Annotated in this window: 13 protein-coding genes; all 13 read right to left on the bottom strand. The window is 59.1% G+C overall.

The window, feature by feature from the left end; genetic code table 11:
- Positions 1-54 precede the first annotated feature (54 nt).
- The 13 genes from JIN81_RS00980 to JIN81_RS00920 all read right to left on the bottom strand — a co-directional run bounded on the left by JIN81_RS00980 (position 55) and on the right by JIN81_RS00920 (position 20,366).
- The gene (locus tag JIN81_RS00980; RefSeq protein WP_200275351.1) at positions 55-1,254 is read right to left on the bottom strand and encodes a putative glycoside hydrolase; all 1,200 of its coding nucleotides are present in this window, start codon (positions 1,252-1,254) and stop codon (positions 55-57) included.
- Between the two features lie 69 nt (positions 1,255-1,323).
- Entirely contained in the window at positions 1,324-3,300 is a 1,977-nt protein-coding gene (locus JIN81_RS00975; protein WP_200275349.1) for a glycoside hydrolase family 97 protein, read from the bottom strand.
- Positions 3,301-3,350: 50 nt separating this feature from the next.
- The gene (locus JIN81_RS00970; RefSeq protein WP_200275339.1) at positions 3,351-4,724 is read right to left on the bottom strand and encodes a sulfatase; all 1,374 of its coding nucleotides are present in this window, start codon (positions 4,722-4,724) and stop codon (positions 3,351-3,353) included.
- Positions 4,725-4,758: 34 nt separating this feature from the next.
- Complete coding sequence (locus JIN81_RS00965) at positions 4,759-5,700, bottom strand: LamG domain-containing protein (protein ID WP_200275337.1); 942 nt, start codon at positions 5,698-5,700, stop codon at positions 4,759-4,761.
- Positions 5,701-5,747: 47 nt separating this feature from the next.
- Positions 5,748-7,277, bottom strand: a complete 1,530-nt coding sequence (locus tag JIN81_RS00960) for a sialate O-acetylesterase (RefSeq protein ID WP_234044363.1) — start codon at positions 7,275-7,277, stop codon at positions 5,748-5,750.
- 140 nt (positions 7,278-7,417) lie between these two features.
- Complete coding sequence (locus JIN81_RS00955) at positions 7,418-8,380, bottom strand: family 43 glycosylhydrolase (RefSeq protein ID WP_234044362.1); 963 nt, start codon at positions 8,378-8,380, stop codon at positions 7,418-7,420.
- Between the two features lie 42 nt (positions 8,381-8,422).
- A complete protein-coding gene (locus JIN81_RS00950) occupies positions 8,423-9,946 on the bottom strand; it encodes a sulfatase family protein (protein WP_200275331.1) in 1,524 nt (507 codons plus the stop codon).
- A 201-nt stretch (positions 9,947-10,147) separates the two neighbouring features.
- Positions 10,148-11,554 carry a sulfatase family protein gene (locus tag JIN81_RS00945; RefSeq protein WP_200275329.1) on the bottom strand — a complete coding sequence of 469 codons (1,407 nt, stop codon included), beginning with the start codon at positions 11,552-11,554 and terminating at the stop codon, positions 10,148-10,150.
- A gap of 1 nt (position 11,555) precedes the next feature.
- The gene (locus tag JIN81_RS00940; protein WP_200275327.1) at positions 11,556-12,869 is read right to left on the bottom strand and encodes a sulfatase family protein; all 1,314 of its coding nucleotides are present in this window, start codon (positions 12,867-12,869) and stop codon (positions 11,556-11,558) included.
- A gap of 251 nt (positions 12,870-13,120) precedes the next feature.
- Positions 13,121-14,185: a glycoside hydrolase family protein gene (locus JIN81_RS00935; protein WP_200275325.1), complete on the bottom strand. Its 1,065-nt coding sequence runs from the start codon at positions 14,183-14,185 to the stop codon at positions 13,121-13,123.
- A 29-nt stretch (positions 14,186-14,214) separates the two neighbouring features.
- Positions 14,215-17,631 carry a GH116 family glycosyl hydrolase gene (locus tag JIN81_RS00930; RefSeq protein ID WP_200275323.1) on the bottom strand — a complete coding sequence of 1,139 codons (3,417 nt, stop codon included), beginning with the start codon at positions 17,629-17,631 and terminating at the stop codon, positions 14,215-14,217.
- Between the two features lie 171 nt (positions 17,632-17,802).
- Entirely contained in the window at positions 17,803-18,780 is a 978-nt protein-coding gene (locus JIN81_RS00925; RefSeq protein ID WP_200275321.1) for a family 43 glycosylhydrolase, read from the bottom strand.
- Positions 18,777-20,366: a sulfatase family protein gene (locus JIN81_RS00920; RefSeq protein ID WP_343217920.1), complete on the bottom strand. Its 1,590-nt coding sequence runs from the start codon at positions 20,364-20,366 to the stop codon at positions 18,777-18,779. Before JIN81_RS00920 ends, JIN81_RS00925 begins: the two co-directional genes overlap by 4 nt.
- Positions 20,367-20,401: the final 35 nt, after the last annotated feature.

Here is a 20,401-nt window from a genome sequence, read left to right as displayed (position 1 = left end):
CATTGCGCAATCGCGACCCAAAGCGCGAAGTAGGAGACCAGCCACGCCGGCGCACTACTCGCTCGCCTGCTTCCAAGTGATGGCGGCGGTCTCCTTGTCGATGTCGAGGCGAACGTCCGCATGCTCGAACGAGCGTTCATAGACGTAGCCCTTCTGCACCGCCGGCCCCTTGGGCGGCCCGAGTGGCTTGGAATACTCCGGGAAGTCCTTCATCCAGAGCTTATTGCTTCCTCCGTCCACGCCATAACCGCCGGACAGCATGAAATAGCTGTGCTTCTCCGCACAAACCAGGAACAGCGCCAACGAGTATTCCAAGCGATCCTGCAACGGGGTTTTCTTGACCTTCTGCTGGCTTCCATGCGCATCCATGTCGGTATCCGCATACGCTCCCGTGCCGATCGTGAAGGCGATGATCTTGCCGGAACGCGCAGCCTTCTGGATCGCGGCGATACCCTTCGCCACGTAGTCCTTTCGCTCCACGCCCCCGACCTCGTGTTCGAAGCCCTCAATGTAGGATCCATCGAAGTAGTCCAGATACTCGAGGCCCGCGTCCTTGAAACGAGCACGAATGACGTTCGCCACGACCAGACTCTTCTTCTCCAGAGTCTGCGGCAATTGCTTCATCACCTCATGATAGGCTGAAGTCACCGCGTCCCGCTTCGCCGCGCCGATCTGGCCCCGCAGATACCCCTTCTCCAGCGCCTTGATGTTCCCATCGATGAACAACCCATCAATGCTCTCCGAAGCACAAACCTCGCGGGCATTCCTCAGCCACCACGCTTGAACCTCCTTGTTCGACAGGTCGTAGGCCGGAACCTTGTTCCTCACCAGTTTCGTGCTTCCTGATCGCCCCACGAGGAACGGATTCTCGATCTTCTTCAGATCCTTGTCCGCTTCGTAACAGTCGTAGTGCACGAGGATGTTCCGGTAATAAAGGATCTTCGCCTTCGGGTTGAGTTGCTTCACCGCCTGGGCCGCCTTTTCCGTGCCCGACTCGGTGCTGCCGAACTCCCTGAGCCCTGTCGTCTTCTCGAAGGTGATCAGGGGGAAGTGGGAAAGGTATTTCAGCTCCTCCGGAGTGAAGGCAGTCACCTTGCGGACATGCATGTACAGCGGCACTGTGTCCCAGCTGAACTCGGGCATCCGCTCGGAGGCTACCACCTCACCCGAGCCCGGGAAGACCGTGCAGAGGAACGCGACACACGCCGCCTTCATCAGGTCTCTTCTACCTCTACCGTCTTGATCCCTTTTCATGCACTTGGTTCTCCAGTCAGCTACCCCGCACTTCGATCCACTCTATCATCCAGTCCGGTCAGCCAGTCCTCAAGCCTGCGGACGGATCCACATGCAGTGTCCCCCACCCGGCGCGATCCTGGCCTCGACCTTGTCTCCCTGCTTCACCGTGATCTTGCGGACCTGATAGAGTTCACGCTTCGTCTCGACGGGCTTGAACGGCACCTTCTTCTTTGCCGCGTCCCTCTTGTTCCAGCCCCCCGGGAACTCGTAATGGCTCTCCGCGGTGTCCTCATACAGGGTCACGTCGTAGCTCACGCCGGGCTTCAGGAAATCCAGCTCGAGGTCCAGCTTGCGGCCGGACTCGTCGGCAAGGGCCGCCACAAACCACTCGTCGCCCGAGCGGCGGGCCATCGTAATGTGATTGCCGATCTCCATTTCGAGCACCCTGGTGTCATCCCAGGTCATCGGCAGCTGCTTGATGAATTCGAAGAGGTCCATCTTACGCCGATACGCATCCGGCATGTCGGGCAGGGTCAGGATACCGCTGTAAAAGACCAGGCACTGGCCAACCTGCGAAACCACCGTGCTCGGGATCTGCTTGTGTACCTTCTCCCGTCCGATGGACTGATCCATGTCGAAGAGCCCGCAGCTGCGGTCGACAGGGCCTCCAAGGTTGTGCACCACCGGAAACACACTGAGCTCCGAAGGGGTGGCGGGAACCCGGTTGGCCGCATCAAGCATGCTGTTCACATACTCGTTGGACATGTAGTTCGGATACGTGCGCGTCAATCCCGTCGGCTTGTTCGGCTCGTGCAGATTGTACATGATCCCATACTCGGCGCACTTCTCGATCACCTTCACGCTGAACGCGTTCTTCACCTGATTGCCCCCTCCGAGGAAGCCGTGCTTGATCCCCTTGATGCCCCACTTCTGATACTGGGCGAAGGTGCGGTCCATGTCGAAGGACTTGAGCGCCTTGTCATTGATGTAGAGCCAGATCCCAACCCCCTTCTCCTTGGCGTAGGCGGTGATCTTCGGCATGTCGACCTCGTGCTCGTAGGTCACGGGATCGGACTTGGGGCTCTTTTCCGGGCCATACCACTCGGCGTCGATCAGGACATAGGCCAGTCCATTCTCATGGGCGAAATCAATGTAGCGGATGTAGCTCTCGGTGTTGATGCCATAGACAAAACCGTCGTCCGCCTTGCCTCCGTGGTTGCGCCAGTCCCAAAGACTCACCCCCGGCTTGATCCAACTGGTATCGGTCAGCTTGTTGGGCTCGTTCAGGTTGAGGATCATCGACGACTCCACCATCGCTCCCGGAGTCGAACTGATCAGGATCGTGCGCCACGCACTCACGCTTCCGGCTTCCTGATTGCATGACGAGGAGTAGGTGAGCGTACGCTTGTCGGATCCCAGCTGGAGCATCGCGTCAGAGGAATTGACCACGGCAGCCTCATGCAGCGAAATGAAGCAGTCATCGCCCAATTGCGCCGTGAACGGCGTGCGGCAGGGCCTGGCGATCTTCGCGAATGGCACATCGTTGAACAGGGTCGTCGATGAGGCCGCATACCAGGCGACCGGCTTCTTCGAAACGACCGAAACCTGCGACAGTTCCTTGGCGAAGTTCACCTTGGGCAGTCCCTCCTGCTTCGGGAACACGTAGCGGAATGCGATCCCGTCGTCGTAGGCCCGGAGCACCACCTTCATCGTGCGCTTCGACCCGGCGGTCTCGGCGAGATCCAGCGTCAACTCGTTGTAGTGGTCGCGGTACTCGCTGAACTGCCCCCAGACAGGCTTCCAAGTTTCGTCGTGGGAAGCCGTCTCCGTCCCGGTCACTTCCAAGGGCCCCGAAAAGGCGCCACCGGCAAGCTCTACACCCAGACGCGACTCCGCAATCACGGGCTTCCCGTTAAATTCGACGGAATAGGTGACCTTTCCGTCGGCCGCGTGGGTTTGGAGCTGAATGCGCTTGTCCGGCGAGCCAATCGCCGGAGCAGCGAACACGGACGAAGGCAACAAGGTCGTCAGACCCAGAAGGGTGATGAATTGGAATTCTTTCATGATGCAAATCTGTGGTTGGAGATCCGTCTGCGACGGGTCGAATGGTTGACTTATTTCTTCACCGATGGCGGCATCTTCGCCCCGATCGATTCACGCCATTTGGCGAGCTTCCCACGCAGTTGGTCTGCCTTCTCCGGATGATCGGAGAGGAGGTTCTTCTTCTCCATCGGGTCATCCTTCAGGTTGAACAAGGCGTCCGGGATCGTACCATAACCATCGTAGAGCTTCCAGTCACCCATCAGGACCGCACCTCCCATGAAGTACTTCACATCCGGCCGGTTGTGCGGGTAGTGCCAGTAGAGCGCCTCGCGATCCAGCTTGTCCTTGCCTTCGAAAAGTGGCTTCAGGTCAAGTCCCTCCAACTGGGTGATTTCGTCGGTCGAGCCACCTGCCGCGTGCACAAAAGTCGGGAAAAAGTCCATCGAGTTGACCGGAACATCGCAGCTCGTTCCCGGCTTGATCACCCCGGGCCAACTCACCGCCATTGGCACCCGGATGCCCCCTTCCAACAGCGAGCCCTTCTTGTCGGCAAGCCCCTTCGTGGGTTTCCACCCGCCGTTGTCGGAATAGAAGACCAGCATCGTGTTCTCGAGTGTCCCGGTCGCCTCCAATGCCGCCAGCACCTTGCCTACCGCGGCATCCATGCTTTCAAGCATCGCCAGGTACTTGTCGCCCCCGTTGCTCTTCACCAACTCCTTCGGCGCCTGGATCGGGGTGTGGACGGAATAGGGCCAGAGCGACAGATGGAACGACTTGTCCTTGTTCGCCTCGATGAATGCCACCGCCTCATCACCCAGTCGATCGGTCAGGTATTCACCCTTCTTGCGGTTCTTGATCGTCCCGTTCCGATAGGGATCAAACCACGGCCTTGGCTGCCCGTAGGCACAGCCACCGATGTTGCTGTCGAAACCGAAGTGCTCGGGGTGATAGCGCGCATCGACGATGCCATCCTTCGAACTCATCGACCCCTCACCCGCCAGATGCCACTTCCCGATGAAGGCGGTGACGTAGCCCTGCTTCTTGAGTTCCCGGGCGTAGCTCGGCATCTCCAGCGGGAGATGGTTCAGCGACGGCGCATCACGTGGACCACCCTTGGGCGCCGGACGCTCGTTGCCCGCCTTCCCCGGGATGTGGGTCGTCAGGCCGATCTGCGCCGGCGACATGCCGGTAATGCAGGCGGCACGCGTCGGCGAGCACACCGTGGCCGCCGAGTAGGCCTTGTTGAACACCATCCCGCTCTCGGCGATCCGCTGCAAATTCGGCGTGTTGATCTCGGGGCTGGAACCATCGAAATCCACCCACCCCGGACCCAGATCGTCGACCATGATGAAAACAATGTTCGGTTTCGCCGCGAGCGTCGTGGTTGACGTACACAGGGCCAGCAGCAAGCCAGGCAAAAAGTTGCAGAGGGATCGTAGTTTCACTGGGAAAATTGTGGGTGGGTGATGTCGCCGGGCGCTAGTCCCCGGTCTCGATTTCGTAAACTTTAATCAGGTGCCCGATCATGGAGGAAAGTTCCGCATCGCTGAGCGGTCTTTCGAAAACAAGGAAGCGGGCAATCTCGCCGTGAAATGACTCCTTGCCCGGATGATTGATGGCATCTCGCTCCTGACCGATCGCCATTCTCGACGGATTCGCCTTGGGGTTCACCGGTACTGGCTTGCGATCCACCGGAGTGGAGGAATTGACGAACAACTCCAGATCAACCGTCCCCGCACCGGCGCCCATGCGCCCCATGATCAGATAGTAGCGATTCTCCTCGATCGGTTCACTCGTCGCCACACAGGGGTTGAGCTCCTCATCCCACAGCGCAACCCGCTTCTTGCCCTTCGGCATGATCCCGTTGCGCGTCCCCATCCACACCCGGTTGTCGTCCATCAGATTGCCCCAGAACCCATCGTAGGGCGGTCCGTTGCGCAGATTCCCGAAGAACGAGTTCACGTCCTTCTTGCCGACATGCTGCTTGTCGACCGACATCACCGAGAACCAGGTATAGCCCCTTCCGGTGACCAGATGATCGAAAGCATCCTCGTCCATGTTAATGAGTTCCTGCTCCGCAAACACCAACGTGCTGTTTCCCCCAATCGCTTCCACCTCGGTCTTCAAGGTCGGCCTCCCTGAACCCGCTTCCTCTCGCCCCTCATCCCGCTTCACGAACAAGTCGACCGCAGCATTCTCGACCTGATTTTTCCATGCCTTGACCCGACTCCCGGCCTCCAGCTCGACACCTACGTTCGCATCCAGGTCGAGCATCAGACCATCGACCACCGGGAGTCTCGATCCCCCCTGCTCCGGAGACGCCTCCGCAAGAGCAAAGGACATCAGCAGCAACACCAACAGACCGCCCCACCTGAGCAATGCATGCTGCGACGTCGGATTGATCGGTTGGTTGTCTTTCATGATGGGGGTGCTTGAACTGCAATCCGGCGCAACGCCGAAAGCCAAGCTCAGGGCGCAAAGGTATCTGTCCGAAACGGATAGGCAGGCAGGCCAGCTCCATTGACCAGGTTGACCTTCGGCTTTCCTGCGAAGGCGTAGCGGACGTAGAGGGGCTTCGCCAAATCTGACGATCGTAGTAGGATCGTTTCGCCTTTCAACTCGGCATCGGCTTCCACCCACTTGGCAGAATCATCTGCGAGCCAAAAGCCCGTCGGTGCTTCGCCATCGGTCGTCGTGAGTCCGGACGCATGCTCGAAGCGCACCACCAGATGATCGCCTCCGGCCTCCACGGTCTTCATCACCGGCCCACTCGCCACGACATCCAGGCCCAGGGTGTCGCGGGCTGCAAGCAGCGCCAGACGTTTACCAATCGGCAGCTTGTCCTTCGGGTGGATGTTCTTCACATCGCCCAGGTCGATCGTATTGGCGACGCCGACATGCTCCAACTCCAGCGCCTTCAGTTGCGATTCCCGCATCCACGCCCACGAATGACTCGCGGGATGCTCAGCACCTAGTTTCGGTCCGGTCGCCATCTCCTTGTGATAACCCGGCAGCATCACCATCAGGAATTGCATCTCATCATTCCCCCATTCCTTCCGGTAGCGCTGGACCCACTGCTTGAGCGTATCGCCGTACTTCAACATCCCGGAATTGCGGGAGAACCACGGCTCCTCGAGCATCCCGAACATCGACTGGGTGTTGCGCTCCCCTTGATACCAAACCAAGCCCCGACAGGCATACGGTGCCAGCGGATGCATCATCGCGTTGTAGAGGATGTTCGACTGGCGGCGCAGGAAGATATCATCATTCCTGCTCCACGGCTTCGTTCCCTCGAGAATGGAAGTGATCCGCTCACGTGTCTTCGCATCGGAGTCGAACTCCTCCATCATCGTCTTGAAGTGCGGCACGGTCTCGGTCATGTCGCGTGGCATCCACGCCTCGATCGAAGAACTTCCCCAGCAGCTGAGGATGATCCCGACCGGAACATCGCCGGCTTCCTCAAGAAAGTAAGCGAAGGAGAACGCAACCGCACTGTTGGGGTGCTTGTCGACCCACTTGCCTTCGCAGGAATCCTGTTCCTCGAAGGCTACCGTCCGCTTGACCTCGAATGTCCGGATCCTCTTCGCCTTCCGCTCCAGCACCCTGATCTCGGGAACCGAAGTTGCCGCAAACTGCATGTTCGACTGCCCCGAACAGATCCAGACCTCGCCCACCACAACATTCGCCAGAGACAGCTCCGACTCCTTGGCTGTGACCCGCAATGCCCGCGGTTCGGCCGAGGCGGTCATGGAATCCAAGCGGACGACCCATCGGCCATCGGCATCGGCAGCAACCGACTTCTTCTGACCGGCGAACTCGACGGTAACTTCTTCGCCGGGATCAGCCTTGCCCCAGATTGGAACCGGCAATCCCCGCTGCAGCACGGCGTTCTCCGTGAAAGGAGACGCGATGGTCACTTCGGCCTGCACCCACAGCGGAAGGACGGCTGCAATCGCCGCCAAGCCTGCCCCACATCTTCGTCTCAAGGGATGTCTCATTACTCCAAGGATCATTTCGTTCATCGCGTCATGCGACAGGTTGCCAGCAAGCAGAAGGCCGGACTGGACTGCCGCCTCTGTCACTCACCGATCGATTCTCGCCTGCATCGGAAATCTCCATCCGCCAGGCGAAACGCAGGCTACTCCGACCATTCGACATCAAAGCGGTGGATGAACGGAAGTGCTCCCTTCGCTCTTCCAATCTCCACGCCCCACTGGATCGGTTCGCCCTTGCCACTGTCGGTGAAGGCTTCAGGACGATACGCACCGCCCGCCCACGGGCCGTTCTTCACGTTGTGGGTCTTGGTGAAGTTGAAGCCGTCTTCGGAATACTGGACCGAGTTGACGATGTCCTTCGGCCCGGTCGTGCCGATCATCGCCGCCACACCCTTGCCTTGCGCCCACACCAGCACTTCATGATTGCCGGGGATCACCGGATTGTGCTCGGATTTGACATACGGACCACCCGGCTTGTCCGCGATAGCAACCCCCATCTGCGTTTGTCCCGGGCTCTTCCCTTGCTGACGGCCCTTGTAGTAGAACCAGTATTTCCCATCCCGGACAATCAGGCAGGCATCATCGACCAGATGGCTGTCAAACCGCTTTGGATCATCGCTGTTCTTCAGCACGGGATTGTCGGCGATCCGCTCCCACGGGCCGTCGGGCGAATCGGAGACGGCGACACCGATCTTTGAATCCGGATTGAATGGCTTCTTGTGGAACGACCTCGAAGTCCCCGTGTAAAAAAGCCAGTAGCGTCCCTCAGCGACGAGGATGTTCGGGGTGAAGACACTGGCTCCTTCCCAGCTTCCCGCTTCACCCTTGTCCAAAGCCATCCCCTTCTCCGTCCACTCGACGCCATCCTTGGAAGTGGCATACCAAACGGTCGCGTCGTAACCCGGGGAAATCTCCCCCTTCGAGTACCACACATAATACAGGTCACCGACCTTGATGATGTCACTCGGATCCCGGCGCATCACCCCCTTCTCCTGCCCGATTCCGGACAGGTCCTTACGCGTCACGGAGGCGGTGCCAAGCTCCTCCGCACTCGCCGCCGGAAGGACGGCCAAGGCACCAAACAACAAGGCCAAAGGAATTCTCATATTCGTTTTCATGTCCATTTCTTCAAAAGTTAACTCCATCCATCATTTCTTGCCCTGCTTGTATTCGTTCAAGAGCGTCTTCATCTGTTCGACCACTTCCGGGTTCTCCTTGAACAGGTTCTTGGTTTGGTTGACGTCCGCCTCGAGGTCGTAGAGTTGAGCAGGCGGTGAGCCCTTCTTGATCCTGCCGTTCTCGATGTCGCTGTTCGGTGTGCCGACCAGCTTGGTGACGGCGGCGCCACCCCAAGCGTGCTGGTTCGGCTTCGATCCACCGAATCCACCGTCGCTGCGTGCGGGAATGTACATCCACTTGCCCTTGCGGACCGCCATGTGGGTCGGCTTGTGCGGGGTGATCACCATCTCCGTGCGCAGCGGCTTCTCCGGATCTCCGGTCAGGGCCGGCAGCATGCTGATGCTGTCCTTCTTCTCATCCGCGCTCAACTCCCTGCCGATCACTTCGGCAAAGGTCGCCTTCAGATCGACATTGAGCAGCATCTGGTCAGACACCGTTCCTCCCTCGATCTTGCCCGGCCACCAGGCGATGAATGGCACCCGATGCCCGCCTTCCCAGATGCCGAACTTGGAACCCAGCAGGTCCCCGTTGATCTTGTGCCCCTTGGCGGCGGCGGCGCGACCACCGAGGTTGAACATCCCGCCGTTGTCGCTCGTGAAGATGATCAACGTGTTGTCCGCGACGCCGGCCTTCTCAAGGCTCTTCCTCACCTCGCCGACGATCCAATCGAGCTCCTGAGTGAAATCACCGTAGGGGCCACACTCCGACTTACCCTGGAACTGCTCCGCCGGTGTGAACGGGTGGTGCACGTTCGTGGTGGCAAAATACAGGAAGAAAGGCTTCCCTTCACGTGACTCGATCCACGCGGTCGCCTTCTCGGTAAGCTTGGTCCCGACCTCGAAATCATTGAACTGCTTGTGGGCCTCCACCGCGCCTTTGAACTGGTTCGCCGAGCGCTGTGCCGCCTCCGGAGGAATCGGAGTGATTGGTGTCGCCTTGCCTTGGGCATTCCTGCCGAGATGAACCAGCGGATCGTCGGGATCGCCGCCGACAACCCCCGTATTCTCCACATAGACGTAGGGTGGCGCACTGTTCACCACCGGCATGCCGAAATAGTAGTCGAACCCGAGATCCTGCGGACCTGGGCTCAGCGGCTCCTGCCAGTCGTTCTTGCCCTCCTTGAAACCCAGATGCCACTTACCGAAGACCGCCGTGTCATAGCCCTTGCTTTTGAACACATCGGCGACGGTCACGGTTTCCGTGTCGATCAACAGAGGCGACAAGATGGGAGCCGGCCCCCAGATCCCCTTGCCGCCATTCGCTCGAAACGGGTATTCCCCGGTCAAAAGTCCATAGCGCGATGGCGTGCACACCGCCGAAGACGAGTGCGCATCAGTGAAGCGTTTCCCCTCCTCCGCGAGCTTGTCGATATTCGGTGTCTTGAGCTTGGTCGCTCCATAGCAGCCCACATCCCCGTAACCGAGGTCGTCAGCGAAGATCAGTACGACATTCGGCTGCTTGGCGCTGACAGCCCCCGCAAGGAGCAGAGCCATGAAAGTAGTATGCATTATTCTCTTCATCGTCGTTCTTGGATTCTTGTTAACTCGAAATTCATTTTGTCGTGTCATGATGAGCGATGCGGCTCCGGGGTCGTGACCAACCCACGAAGCACTCGCACCTATCAGCGGAAACCGATCCCCACTGAATCGAGGGAAGATGCCGGCAGGCGTCGCATCCGGAGCAAAATCCCCAACTCATTTGAGCCGATTCGTCGCCTTCCTCGGTGGACTCTCGTTCGAAAGCGTTCGCCGTTGAGCCCCGAACGACCGGGCGTTTTCCCCAAACACATTGTGGTCCCCGATGTCAGCGCGGGCCTCCTGAGCGAGCTTCATCAGCTCCGCCACGACTTCCGGATGATCCTTTGCCACATCTCGGGTCTCACCGATGTCGGTATTCAGATCATAGAGCTGCGGCTCCTTCAGCCGAATGGCGTCGCTCTTCTTGATGTGGTTCTTCCATTTCGTCGCGATGCTCGCTTTCACCGGTTCCGTATGGGGCAGCATCAGCTTCCACTTTCCCGAACGCACCGCACGAAGACAGTCGTGCTGGTAGTAGAAATACGGGCGCTCCAGCGTGGTCGTCTTCCCGTGGATCAGATCCGAGATGTTGATGCCATCGATCACCCGGTCGGTAGGCGGAGCGGTTCCGGCCAGGTCCGCCAGCGTTGGCATCAGATCAATCGTCGCCGCCACCGCATCAGTCTCAGATCCTGCCGGAATCCTGCCGGGTGCCCACATGATGCAGGGCACGCGCAGCCCACCTTCCCAGCAACTCGTTTTCGCCCCCCGCAGTGGCTCGGCGTGTCCGCCATGGTCCTTCCGGATCCACCACGGCCCGTTGTCGCTGGTGAAGATGATGTAGGTGTTCTCGTCGAGACCAAGCTCCTTCACCTTATCGAGGACGCGACCGACGTTGAAATCCAGCTCCTCGATCACATCACCATACAGCCCACCCTTGGACTTGCCCTTGAAGTCCTTCGAAGCCGCCAGCTTGGTGTGCGGCATGGTGTGCGGCAGGTAGACGAAGAACGGCCCCTCCTTGTGCGCTTCGATGAATGACAGGGCCTCGTCGGTGTAGCGCCGGGTCAGGGTCGCCATGTCCGCCCGCTTCTCGATCATCTCGGTGCCGCGGATGAGGGTCACCACCTGATCATTGCTGCTGGGAGTGCCGAAGTAGGTATCGAAGCCCTGATGCTTCGGCAGCAACTCCGGCTTGTATTTCATCGGGTTGTGCCCCGCGAGATCCCACTTGCCGAAAGCACCGGTCGCATAGCCTTCCTTCTTCAGGACCTCGGCAATCGTAACCTCATCCGTGTGCAGCTCGGGATGAATCGAATCCGGATCGGCCTGCCGGGCCAGGCGCAGTGGATAGCAGCCCGTCATGAGCGCAGCACGCGACGGCCCACACACGGTCTGGGCGTAGAAGCTGGTGAACCGCATCCCTTCCTTCGCCATTTGGTCGATACGCGGCGTGTCGATGTCCGGCGAGCCGTAGCACCCGAGGTCCTGATAGCCCTGGTCATCGGTGAAAATGACAATGAAGTTGGGTTTCGTGGCTGCCACGCCGAGCGGCAGAAGGAGTAAAAGCAGTAGGAATCTCATCTCAGGGTTTCTTGGTCAGTGGGACTGGATTCTCGACAGAACCGGCAGGCCTGACACCGGCAGTCATCTCATCCTCGAAAGCCCCCATGGCAGCCTTCAGCTGCTGGACAATCTCGGGATGATTGGCTGCCACGTTCTTCTTCTCGCTGATATCCCTGTCCAGATTGTAGAGAGCCTCCTTGCCGTCGATGACGCGCAGCTTCCAAGACTGCCACCGCACACCCTCGAGCACCCCCCAGTGGGCGTAAAAGAAATACTCGTGCGGACTTTCGGCGCCCTTTGCGACGGTCGGCATCATGTCCTTGCCATCGATGACAAGATCTTCCGGAAGCTTCGCACCGCTTAGTTTCGCGAAGGTCGGCAGCACATCCATCGCCGTCAGCACTTCATCGACATCGCCACCCGCCGGGATTCCCTTAGGCCAGCGGATCACCGTCGGCACCCGTTGACCACCTTCCAGCGTGCTTCCCTTCTTCCCACTCAAGGGTTTCGCGGAGCCCTTGGCGGGACCATTGTCCGTCGAGAAGAGCACGATGGTATTCTCGTCGACCCCCTGCTCCTTGAGCGTCTTAAGAATCTCTCCCACCGACCAATCGATTTCATAAATCGTGGCCGGAAAGATCCCCGGTTTACCCGCACCATTCGCCTTCAGTTGCTTGGCATACTCCTTCTTGATCTCGGGCGAAGCCGCGAGCGGCCCGTGCGGTAGCGGGTGCGCCAGATAGAGGAAGAAGGGTTCGTCCTTGTGCCGCTCGATGAAATCGACCGCCCGCTCGGTAAATCGACGGGTCAGCAGGTTCGCATTCGGGTTCATCTCGATGACCTCCTCACCCTCCAGCAGCGGCAAGGGCGGAAACTTGAAAATCTTGTTCCGCGGATGCCCCGGGAAGATGTCGTGGCTGTAGGGTAAGCCGAAGAATTCCTCGAAGCCCTGGCGGGTCGGCAAAAACTCCGGCTGATCACCGAGGTGCCACTTGCCGAACATGCCCGTCTTGTAGCCCGCCGACTGCGCCACTTCCGCGATCGTCAGCTCCTTCGGATTCAAGCCTCGCCCGTCGCCCGCCAGGCAGACCGGAAAGGGTTTCTCACTCACACCCTTCACTGTGATCGACGAGGGAATGTCCATGTCGATGCGCGCCGGATAGCAACCGGTCATCAGCGCCGCACGCGAGGGCGTGCACAGTGGAGCCGCCACGTAAAAGCTGGTCAGCCGTGCGCCCTCCTTCGCCATCCGATCAATGTTCGGTGTGTAAACTTGCTTCCCTCCGAAGCAACTCAGGTCGGCATAGCCCTGATCATCAGTGAAGATGATCACCAGATTGGGCCTCTCGTTCGACCAGCCCGATTGCACGAGTCCCAGCCCAAGCAGACAGCAAAAGATTCTCTTCAACATTCTTCTCATCGCGCTTTCTGATTTCATCACATTACAAGCCTACTTCCGGCCCGGCTGCCTTTTCCAATTCGGCGTGTTCCACTTGCCCGGGTAGGAACTTTTCGGCTGGTCATTCCCTTTCACATTCCAGTCACCCATATCAGCACCGACCCTATTCTCTACAAGGTTTCGAGCTAGGGCTCACGAACCCTAAGCACACACGAATAGGAACCCTTGCCGCCATTCCAGTTCGCGCCGGAAGCGACGAACAGATGGCTTGGATGACCGTTTTGAAGCAGCAACTGGGGACGTTCGAACTTCTTTCCGCGCAGAACCTTGGCTCCGTTGACAACCTTCTTGCCCAGGTAGCTCGCCATTGTGTCGAATCCCAAGGTCGGATCTCCGAAGTCGAGGCCGTTCTTCGATTCCCAGAGATACCCGGTTCCCGCGATATTGTGGGTGGTGAGCAGGAAGACCCTGTCGTTCTCGAAGAACGCGTAGCCATCCTCGATCTCGGTCTGATTGCTGGTGAGGGGCTTCTTGTGAAACACATACGGCCCCTCGATCTGGTCCGCGATGGCGACCCCCATGCGCCGGACATCACCTTCCTTCATCGCCTTGTAATACAAGAAGACTCGTCCATCGGGATGAGCGAAGAGCGCAGGATTGTTCACGCCAACCGTTGACTGATGACTCCAGACTTCCGGGTCGTTGGGAGGGGCAAGAACCAAACCATCCTCACCAAGTTTCTTCCACGGACCCGACGGATGATCCGCGACCATCATCCCGATGCGTTGCGACGCCACCTGCTGCTTCTTGGTTCCACCGGCATTGGCGATGAAACTCAGCACGTATCGGTCACCGATCTTCTGAACGTTCGGGTTGTGAGGCGACTGGTGATCCCATGTCTCCTTGCCCGACCCTTTGGCCACCACCTCCTTGAATTCGAATGGACCCTCGGGTTTCTCGCCAAGGTAGCGGGCAATCTCACAATGCGTGAGCCACCCGCCGAAGCCTGACGAGATCGGCCAGCGCGCCACAAACAAGTGGGTCTTGCCTTCCGGACCGATGACGGGTGAGGAGCCCCAAACGTGGTAGTCCGGCTCCTCGACGGCAATCCCTACATATTCAAGACGATCCGCCCACGATCGCTCCCCCTTCCCTCCGTCCAGCGGATGTTGATCCTGGCCTGCACTCAGGCCGAGCGCGGAGAGCCAAAGGGAGCCGACAACAGGTCGCCAAGGGATTCGTAATCTCATGATGGAAATAGGGCTGATGATTTCGGGAACTAGGCGATTGCGACTTGGACCTCCAGCTGCTCACCGGCCTTGAGAATGACTGGGCTCTGGAAGCTGAGGCGCAGGTCCTGCCCTGCACTGTCGAGCTTGGCCGACACGGTTTGATCGCCCAGGGTCACCCGCGCCGACCTGGCCTGTTGGCCTTCTCCTGGCCTGACGGTCAACTGACTCAGATGGACCTCACCCTCTGCGAGCTTCAACGAAGCATCCAACTGGTTGGGACTCAGTTTCTGCGAGTAGAGGCCGTAGCCCTCGGCCACGGTGAAGAAGCTCTTGTGATCCTCCGGCGTGAGGACCGGACGGAACGCGATGTGACCCCGCGGACCATCGTAGCTGAATCCCTGCAGGGCCAGGAGCGCGGACCAAACACTCAAAGAACGCCCGTAGAACTTGCCGCATTCGTCGTCACCGAACGGATTTCCCGAGTAACCCCAAGGCCCGTTCCTGACTTTGGAAACTCCCTCGGTTCGCAGTCGGCCATTGTAGCGATCAAAGATGATCTTGATGACCATCAAGCCCTCCTTGATCAGGCCGTTCTGGATCATCGTCACCGCAGCTCCATACTCGAACCCAGTCATCACCTCATCGCCGTACTTCATACCGGGAATCGGCTGAGGCCCCTTCGGCCAGGTGATCATCTTCATGCCACCGTCGGTGACCTCGCAGTACTGACGCGGCTTGAGCGAGTGACCGTGGAAATCGGTGAGGAAGTTGTATTTCAACAGCGACTCCATCGCCTTGCGGGAGCGTTCCGCGGGGTAACACCGATCGATTTCGAGTTGATCCGCCCACCACTCGCCGAGAATCTGGTCGATGTGGCAGCCGTCGAGATAGTCCTGGCTCCGTTTCTTGCCCTGCTCCTGAATGTAGTATTCCCCATTCCAGAGGCGCTCGTTCTGAAGTTTCATGCCCGACTCACGGATCTTCCGATATTCAGCGGCGGAACGGCTATCGCCGACGATGTCCGCCATCCTCGCAGCCGCCTCAAGCGCGGCCAGATACATGCTGCCGATCCACGACGAGCAACCTTGGAAGTCGCCATCCAGGGTGTTGTGCTGGGTGGTCTCCATGAAGCCGTCACGACTCGGATTCCAGTAGCCGATACTCCAATCCATGCCCTTCTTCACCTTCGGCCATTGCGACTTCAACCAGCCTTCGTCCTTCGAGCAGAGATGCTCGCGGTAGGTGTTCAGGATCGTCCCGTAAAAGCCATCGGCAGCGCCATGCTTATTGGTGTGGCGATAGGGCGTCAGCCCTTTCGGCGTCTGTCTCTCGTAATCCTGCTCACGCATCAGGCGCCCCATCTCGGGCAAGAGCCGAGCATGAGCCTGAGCGTAGTGGTAGACGTGGGTGCAGTTGCCACCACAGCAACCCGCGTCTTCATTGCAGCCTTCCCACATGCCGAGGTAGCCGTTCTTGGCCCACCAGAAGGTCTGACTGCGCAGGACCGCCAGCTGCGAACTCATCCGGTCGATCAGCCAAACCGGCAGCGATGAAGCATAGAGGGTGTCGTGGAACAGCCGGGTTCGCTTGGTCAGCTCCGTGAGGTTCTCCTCGAGATACTCCGCAACCGCCATCCCGCTGGGCCACCAGTTGGTGTAGTTCTGACCCTGCCCGGACCAGCCGACACTGTTCGCTCTCTCTCCTTCGGTCGTCGGCATCCCCTTGCCAGAGCCGTGCTTTCCATTCTTGAAATACCAGGTCAGCACGAAGGTGACGGATTTCGATTCTCCCGGGGCCAGCTCCAGCGGCGCGAGCAAGGCGCCGTTCACCGACTTCCCGTCCGCGGATGGCTTGGTCTTCTTGGGACCCTGCAACTTGCGAGCCACATCGACCGCACGATGCAGGACGTCGGTCGTGCCCCAATCGGTCGCGGCCGTCGCCCCGGGGGCATTCGTCATCAGAACCATGTCGGCACTGTCGTTGCCCGCCCGGGTCATATGGACGAGCGTCGTTTCGCCCCGCTTCACCGACTCATTCTGATTCTTCCCATACTTCGCAACACCATTCCCTTCGTTGAATCCGAGGGCGTTCTTCTGCGCCGAAAGCACATCAACCGTCACCGGCCCCGACGATGGGTTCCTCACCGTGACCGAATAGACCGCGCAGGGAATCGCACAGGCCTTCAAGTCCATCGGGATGAAGGGATTGAAGACTTCCATTTCCACCTCAACCGGCAACGCAGGCTCCTCGAAGCGATAGCGGGCAAAAGGATACTCGCCCTCGAACTTGAGCGACTTCATCGCCTCGAACGGACCGACCGCCTCCGTCTGCAACGCCCGGACGACCGGCTTGCCGCCCTCCTCTTGCGCCCGGATCCCGAGGAAGCTTTCACCGACGCGGTGCTCCTTGTAGTTGCAGGCGATCTGCCAGATCGCCGGCTCGGCCTTGCCATTGAACTGGATCCCTCCCGCACCGATTCCCCCGACGATGAAGTTGATCGCCTCGAGACGTTCGCCTTCATAGACCGTGGTGCTGCCGTGCGCGGTCAATCCCGGATCATTCAGGATCGCCCGAGCCTTCCGCTCCCGAACCGCATCACGCTCAGCTTTGACTCTGGAAACCAACTCACCGGTTTCCGCAAGCCGCTTCTCCCATCCGCCCGCCTTGATGTGAGCCTGAATCTCCGACTGGGTCAATCCACGGGCAAAGCAGGCCACTTCGTCTACCGTCAGTCGGGTCGATCCCCAACCATTGGGAACCGGCGTACTGCCCAGCATCATGGTCGTCCTCTTCGGACCCCGGCGGGTGTATTCATACGCACCGCCCACGAGACTGCACTCGTAGCCATCGACGTAAGCACGCACGTCGAGATCAAAACTGGTCAGCGCAAAGTGATACCAGCGACCCACTTCGATCGGCTGGTCGGTCGGCAGGTTGATCTCGGTGACCACCATGCCGTTCACATTCTGATAGAGAAGCGCGGACAGGTCGCTCTTCACACCAATCACGAAAAGCGCCTGCTTGCCGTTGCTTTGCGCGATGATCACCGGATTGCCCTCACCACTCGGCTTGACATCGACCCGGAAGAAAAGCTCCAGGGTCGTGGACCGACCCTTGAGCTTGTCGGCACCGGGAACCAGGATGGGTTCGTTCGGCTCAAGGCTGATCGCCTTGCCGTCGATCGCTCCGTCAACAAAGGAAGTCGCCCCACTCGCTTGGGCCTTCGACTTGCCAAGCACATCCACGAGGTCTCCGTCTAAGCGCCAATAGCCACGAAGGGTGGACTCCGATTTCAACAGCGCGGAGTAGGATTCCCGGTTGCCTGCAGCCATCAGCTTGCCGGATGAAGCAAGGCCCGCGGCGAAGCTCCCGGCAGCTACCAGAAAGCGTCGACGGGACACCCCCGGTAAGGGAGGAAGGAGAAGGTCATTCTTGAGTGGTATCTCTTTTCGCTGAGTTCTCATGCTCGTGATTTTCATACGTAATCTGTCCGCCCGATCTCGCATGACTTGGCTCTCAAGTCTGATGCAAGCTCGTGCCGCGCCGGTGTTCACTGCGCTGCCGAGGTCGGGTTCTTCAGGAGACCTGGATTACTGGTGGCACCGCCGACCAGCATCGGCCCTGCATTGAGGGGCCTACTTGCTTTCACTGGAGTCCAACCACTCGATATCGAAGCGCTGGATGCACAGAAGTTTTCCGGCCTTGCCGATTTCAACACCCCAAGTGGGTGCTTCACCCTTGCCGCTGTCCGTGAATGCCTCGGGACGGTAGGTTCCTCCGGCGAAAGCCTCCTCGGAAAGGTCATGCGTCTTGCTGAAGATCACGCCGTCCTCGGCATACTGAATGGTGCGGACGAGGTCCTTGGGGCCGACCTTGCCGATCATGGCGGCCACGCCCGTTCCCTGCGGCCAGACGACCACCTCGTGGTTCCCGGGGATGACCGGATTGTCCTTATGTTTGACATAGGGGCCACCCGGTTTCTCCGCGATGGCAAGGCCCATCTGGGTCTGACTCGCGCTCTTCCCCAATTGACGGCCTTTGTAGTAGAACCAGTATTTTCCGTCGCGAACCAGCAGGCAGGAATCGTCAACGAGATGGCTGTCGAAGTCGGATTCGTTGTCGCTGTTCTTGAGCACCGGATTGTCCGGCGAACGCGTCCAGGGACCATCCGGCGAGTCCGATACGGCAAGGCCGATCTTCGAGTCGGGTCTTACCTTCATGTGCTTCGAGATCCCCGTGTAGAACAACCAGTATTTCCCTTCGGCGACGAGAATGTTCGGCGTGAAGACACTCGCTTCATCCCAGGTGCCGGCTTTCGGGTTCTTGCCAACGGCCTCACCTTTCTCCGTCCAGTTCACCCCGTCGGGCGATGTCGCATACCACACCGTGGCGTTGTAGCCCGTCTTGACCGGACCTCTCGAGTACCAGACGTAGTAGAGATCTCCGACTTTGATGATGTCGCTGGGATCACGACGAGAGACGTCCTTCTCGGCGCCAATTCCAGTCAGGGCCGAGTGGGTAAGGGTGGCGGTGCCGTAGGACTTCTCGTCGGCCTGGGCGCTGGATAGGCACGCTGGAAGCAGCGCCATCAGAACGGTGTGGTTCAGTTTCATTGCTTGTTCTTGGCTTTCTTTCCCGAGGAAGAGGATGACCTCGATTCTGCGAGCAGGGCTTTCATTTCTTTCACCACTTCAGGATACTGATGGTAGAGGTTCTTCGTTTGGCTGACGTCGGCTTCGAGATCGTAGAGCTGGGCGGGTGGAGCGCCCTTCTTGATTTTCCCGTTTTCAATGTCGCTGTTCTCACTGCCGACATGCGAGACGCAGGCAGGGCCACCGGCACCATGGCTGCCCGGCTTGCCATTGAAACCGCCAGCACCCTGTTTGGGAATGTACATCCATTTGCCCTTGCGGATGGAAACATGGCTGGCCTGACGTGGCACGAGCACCAGACTCTCCCTCACGGCACCCTCGGGATCACCCGTTAGGGCAGGCAATACGTTGATGCTGTCAGCAAGCTGATCCTTCTCGATCTCCTGACCGGTCACGGCGGCAAAGGTCGCCAGCATGTCGATACCGCTGATCAACTGATCGGATACCGAACCCGGTTCGATCATCCCGGGCCACTTGGCGACAAAGGGCACGCGCTGCCCGCCTTCCCAGACGCCGAACTTGAATCCGAGTAGATCACCGTTGATTCGATGACCGGCCTTGAAGGCATCCTGCCCACCGCGATTGAACATGCCGCCGTTGTCACTGGTGACGATGATCAGGCTGTTTTCGGCCAGTCCGTTTTTCTCGAGGCACTTCACCAACTCACCGACCATCCAGTCGAACTCGTGAATGAAATCACCGTAAAGCCCCGCCTGACTCGAGGCCTTGAACTGTGGGGCGGGCGTGAAGGGGTGGTGGATGTTGGTCGTCGGGAAGTAGAGGAAGAATGGCTTCTCCTTATTCTCCTCAATCCATTCGACGGCCTTCTCGGTCAGCAGCATGCCGGTCTTCTCATCATCGTAGATGGCGTGTGCCTTCTTGGCACCGCCCGCCCCATTGGCCGTCTTCTTCCCGGCTGCCTCTGGATAGGTCGTGGTTTCTGAAAACGGCTTCTCGAAGGTGATCGGGTCACTCGGATCATAGCCGACGATCGAATCATTCTCGACGTAGACGTAAGGATAGCCGCTGTTCACCTTGGGCACTCCGAAGTAGTAGTCGAACCCGAGCTCCAGTGGCCCCGGACGCAGCGGTTTGTTCCAGTCGGTCTTGCCCGTTCCGAATCCCAGATGCCATTTCCCGATCGCGGCCGTGGCATAGCCCTTGTTCTTGAACAACTGACCGAGAGTCAATTTCTCGGTAGGAATCAGCAGGGACTGAAAGTGACCGCAGGGGCCCCAGATGCCTTCGCCTCCATTCGCCCGAAACGGATACTCACCGGTTAGCAGTCCATAGCGCGACGGCGTACAAACCGCCGAAGCCGAATGAGCATCGGTAAAGCGCCGGCCTTCCGCCGCCAGCGTGTCGATGTTGGGTGTCTGAATCTTCGTTGCTCCGTAGCAACTCAGATCACCGTAGCCGAGGTCGTCGGCAAAAATCAGAACCACGTTCGGGAGGGTTTCCGCATCCACCGGAGTGGCAAGTAAACCGATTGAACCGACAGCGAACGCGGGGATGAAACACCACCGACGGATCCATTTTCTTATCATAATCATCTCTCTCACCCTGACGGCAGGGAAGTCAG

Origin of the sequence: Haloferula rosea (assembly GCF_016595525.1) — a bacterium.
In the GTDB taxonomy this organism is placed as follows: Bacteria; Verrucomicrobiota; Verrucomicrobiia; order Verrucomicrobiales; family Akkermansiaceae; genus Haloferula; species Haloferula rosea.
This window is presented reverse-complemented; position numbering and strand designations above follow the sequence as displayed.

What these genes read in the sequence shown, in the direction of transcription:
- JIN81_RS00980 (WP_200275351.1), bottom strand. Translation starts at nt 1,254, where the DNA reads ATGAAAAGGGATCAAGACGGTAGAGGTAGAAGAGACCTGATGAAGGCG.
- JIN81_RS00975 (WP_200275349.1), bottom strand. Translation starts at nt 3,300, where the DNA reads ATGAAAGAATTCCAATTCATCACCCTTCTGGGTCTGACGACCTTGTTG.
- JIN81_RS00965 (WP_200275337.1), bottom strand. Translation starts at nt 5,700, where the DNA reads ATGAAAGACAACCAACCGATCAATCCGACGTCGCAGCATGCATTGCTC.
- JIN81_RS00960 (WP_234044363.1), bottom strand. Translation starts at nt 7,277, where the DNA reads ATGAGACATCCCTTGAGACGAAGATGTGGGGCAGGCTTGGCGGCGATT.
- JIN81_RS00955 (WP_234044362.1), bottom strand. Translation starts at nt 8,380, where the DNA reads ATGAGAATTCCTTTGGCCTTGTTGTTTGGTGCCTTGGCCGTCCTTCCG.
- JIN81_RS00950 (WP_200275331.1), bottom strand. Translation starts at nt 9,946, where the DNA reads ATGGCTCTGCTCCTTGCGGGGGCTGTCAGCGCCAAGCAGCCGAATGTC.
- JIN81_RS00945 (WP_200275329.1), bottom strand. Translation starts at nt 11,554, where the DNA reads ATGAGATTCCTACTGCTTTTACTCCTTCTGCCGCTCGGCGTGGCAGCC.
- JIN81_RS00935 (WP_200275325.1), bottom strand. Translation starts at nt 14,185, where the DNA reads ATGAGATTACGAATCCCTTGGCGACCTGTTGTCGGCTCCCTTTGGCTC.
- JIN81_RS00930 (WP_200275323.1), bottom strand. Translation starts at nt 17,631, where the DNA reads ATGAGAACTCAGCGAAAAGAGATACCACTCAAGAATGACCTTCTCCTT.
- JIN81_RS00925 (WP_200275321.1), bottom strand. Translation starts at nt 18,780, where the DNA reads ATGAAACTGAACCACACCGTTCTGATGGCGCTGCTTCCAGCGTGCCTA.
- JIN81_RS00920 (WP_343217920.1), bottom strand. Translation starts at nt 20,366, where the DNA reads ATGATAAGAAAATGGATCCGTCGGTGGTGTTTCATCCCCGCGTTCGCT.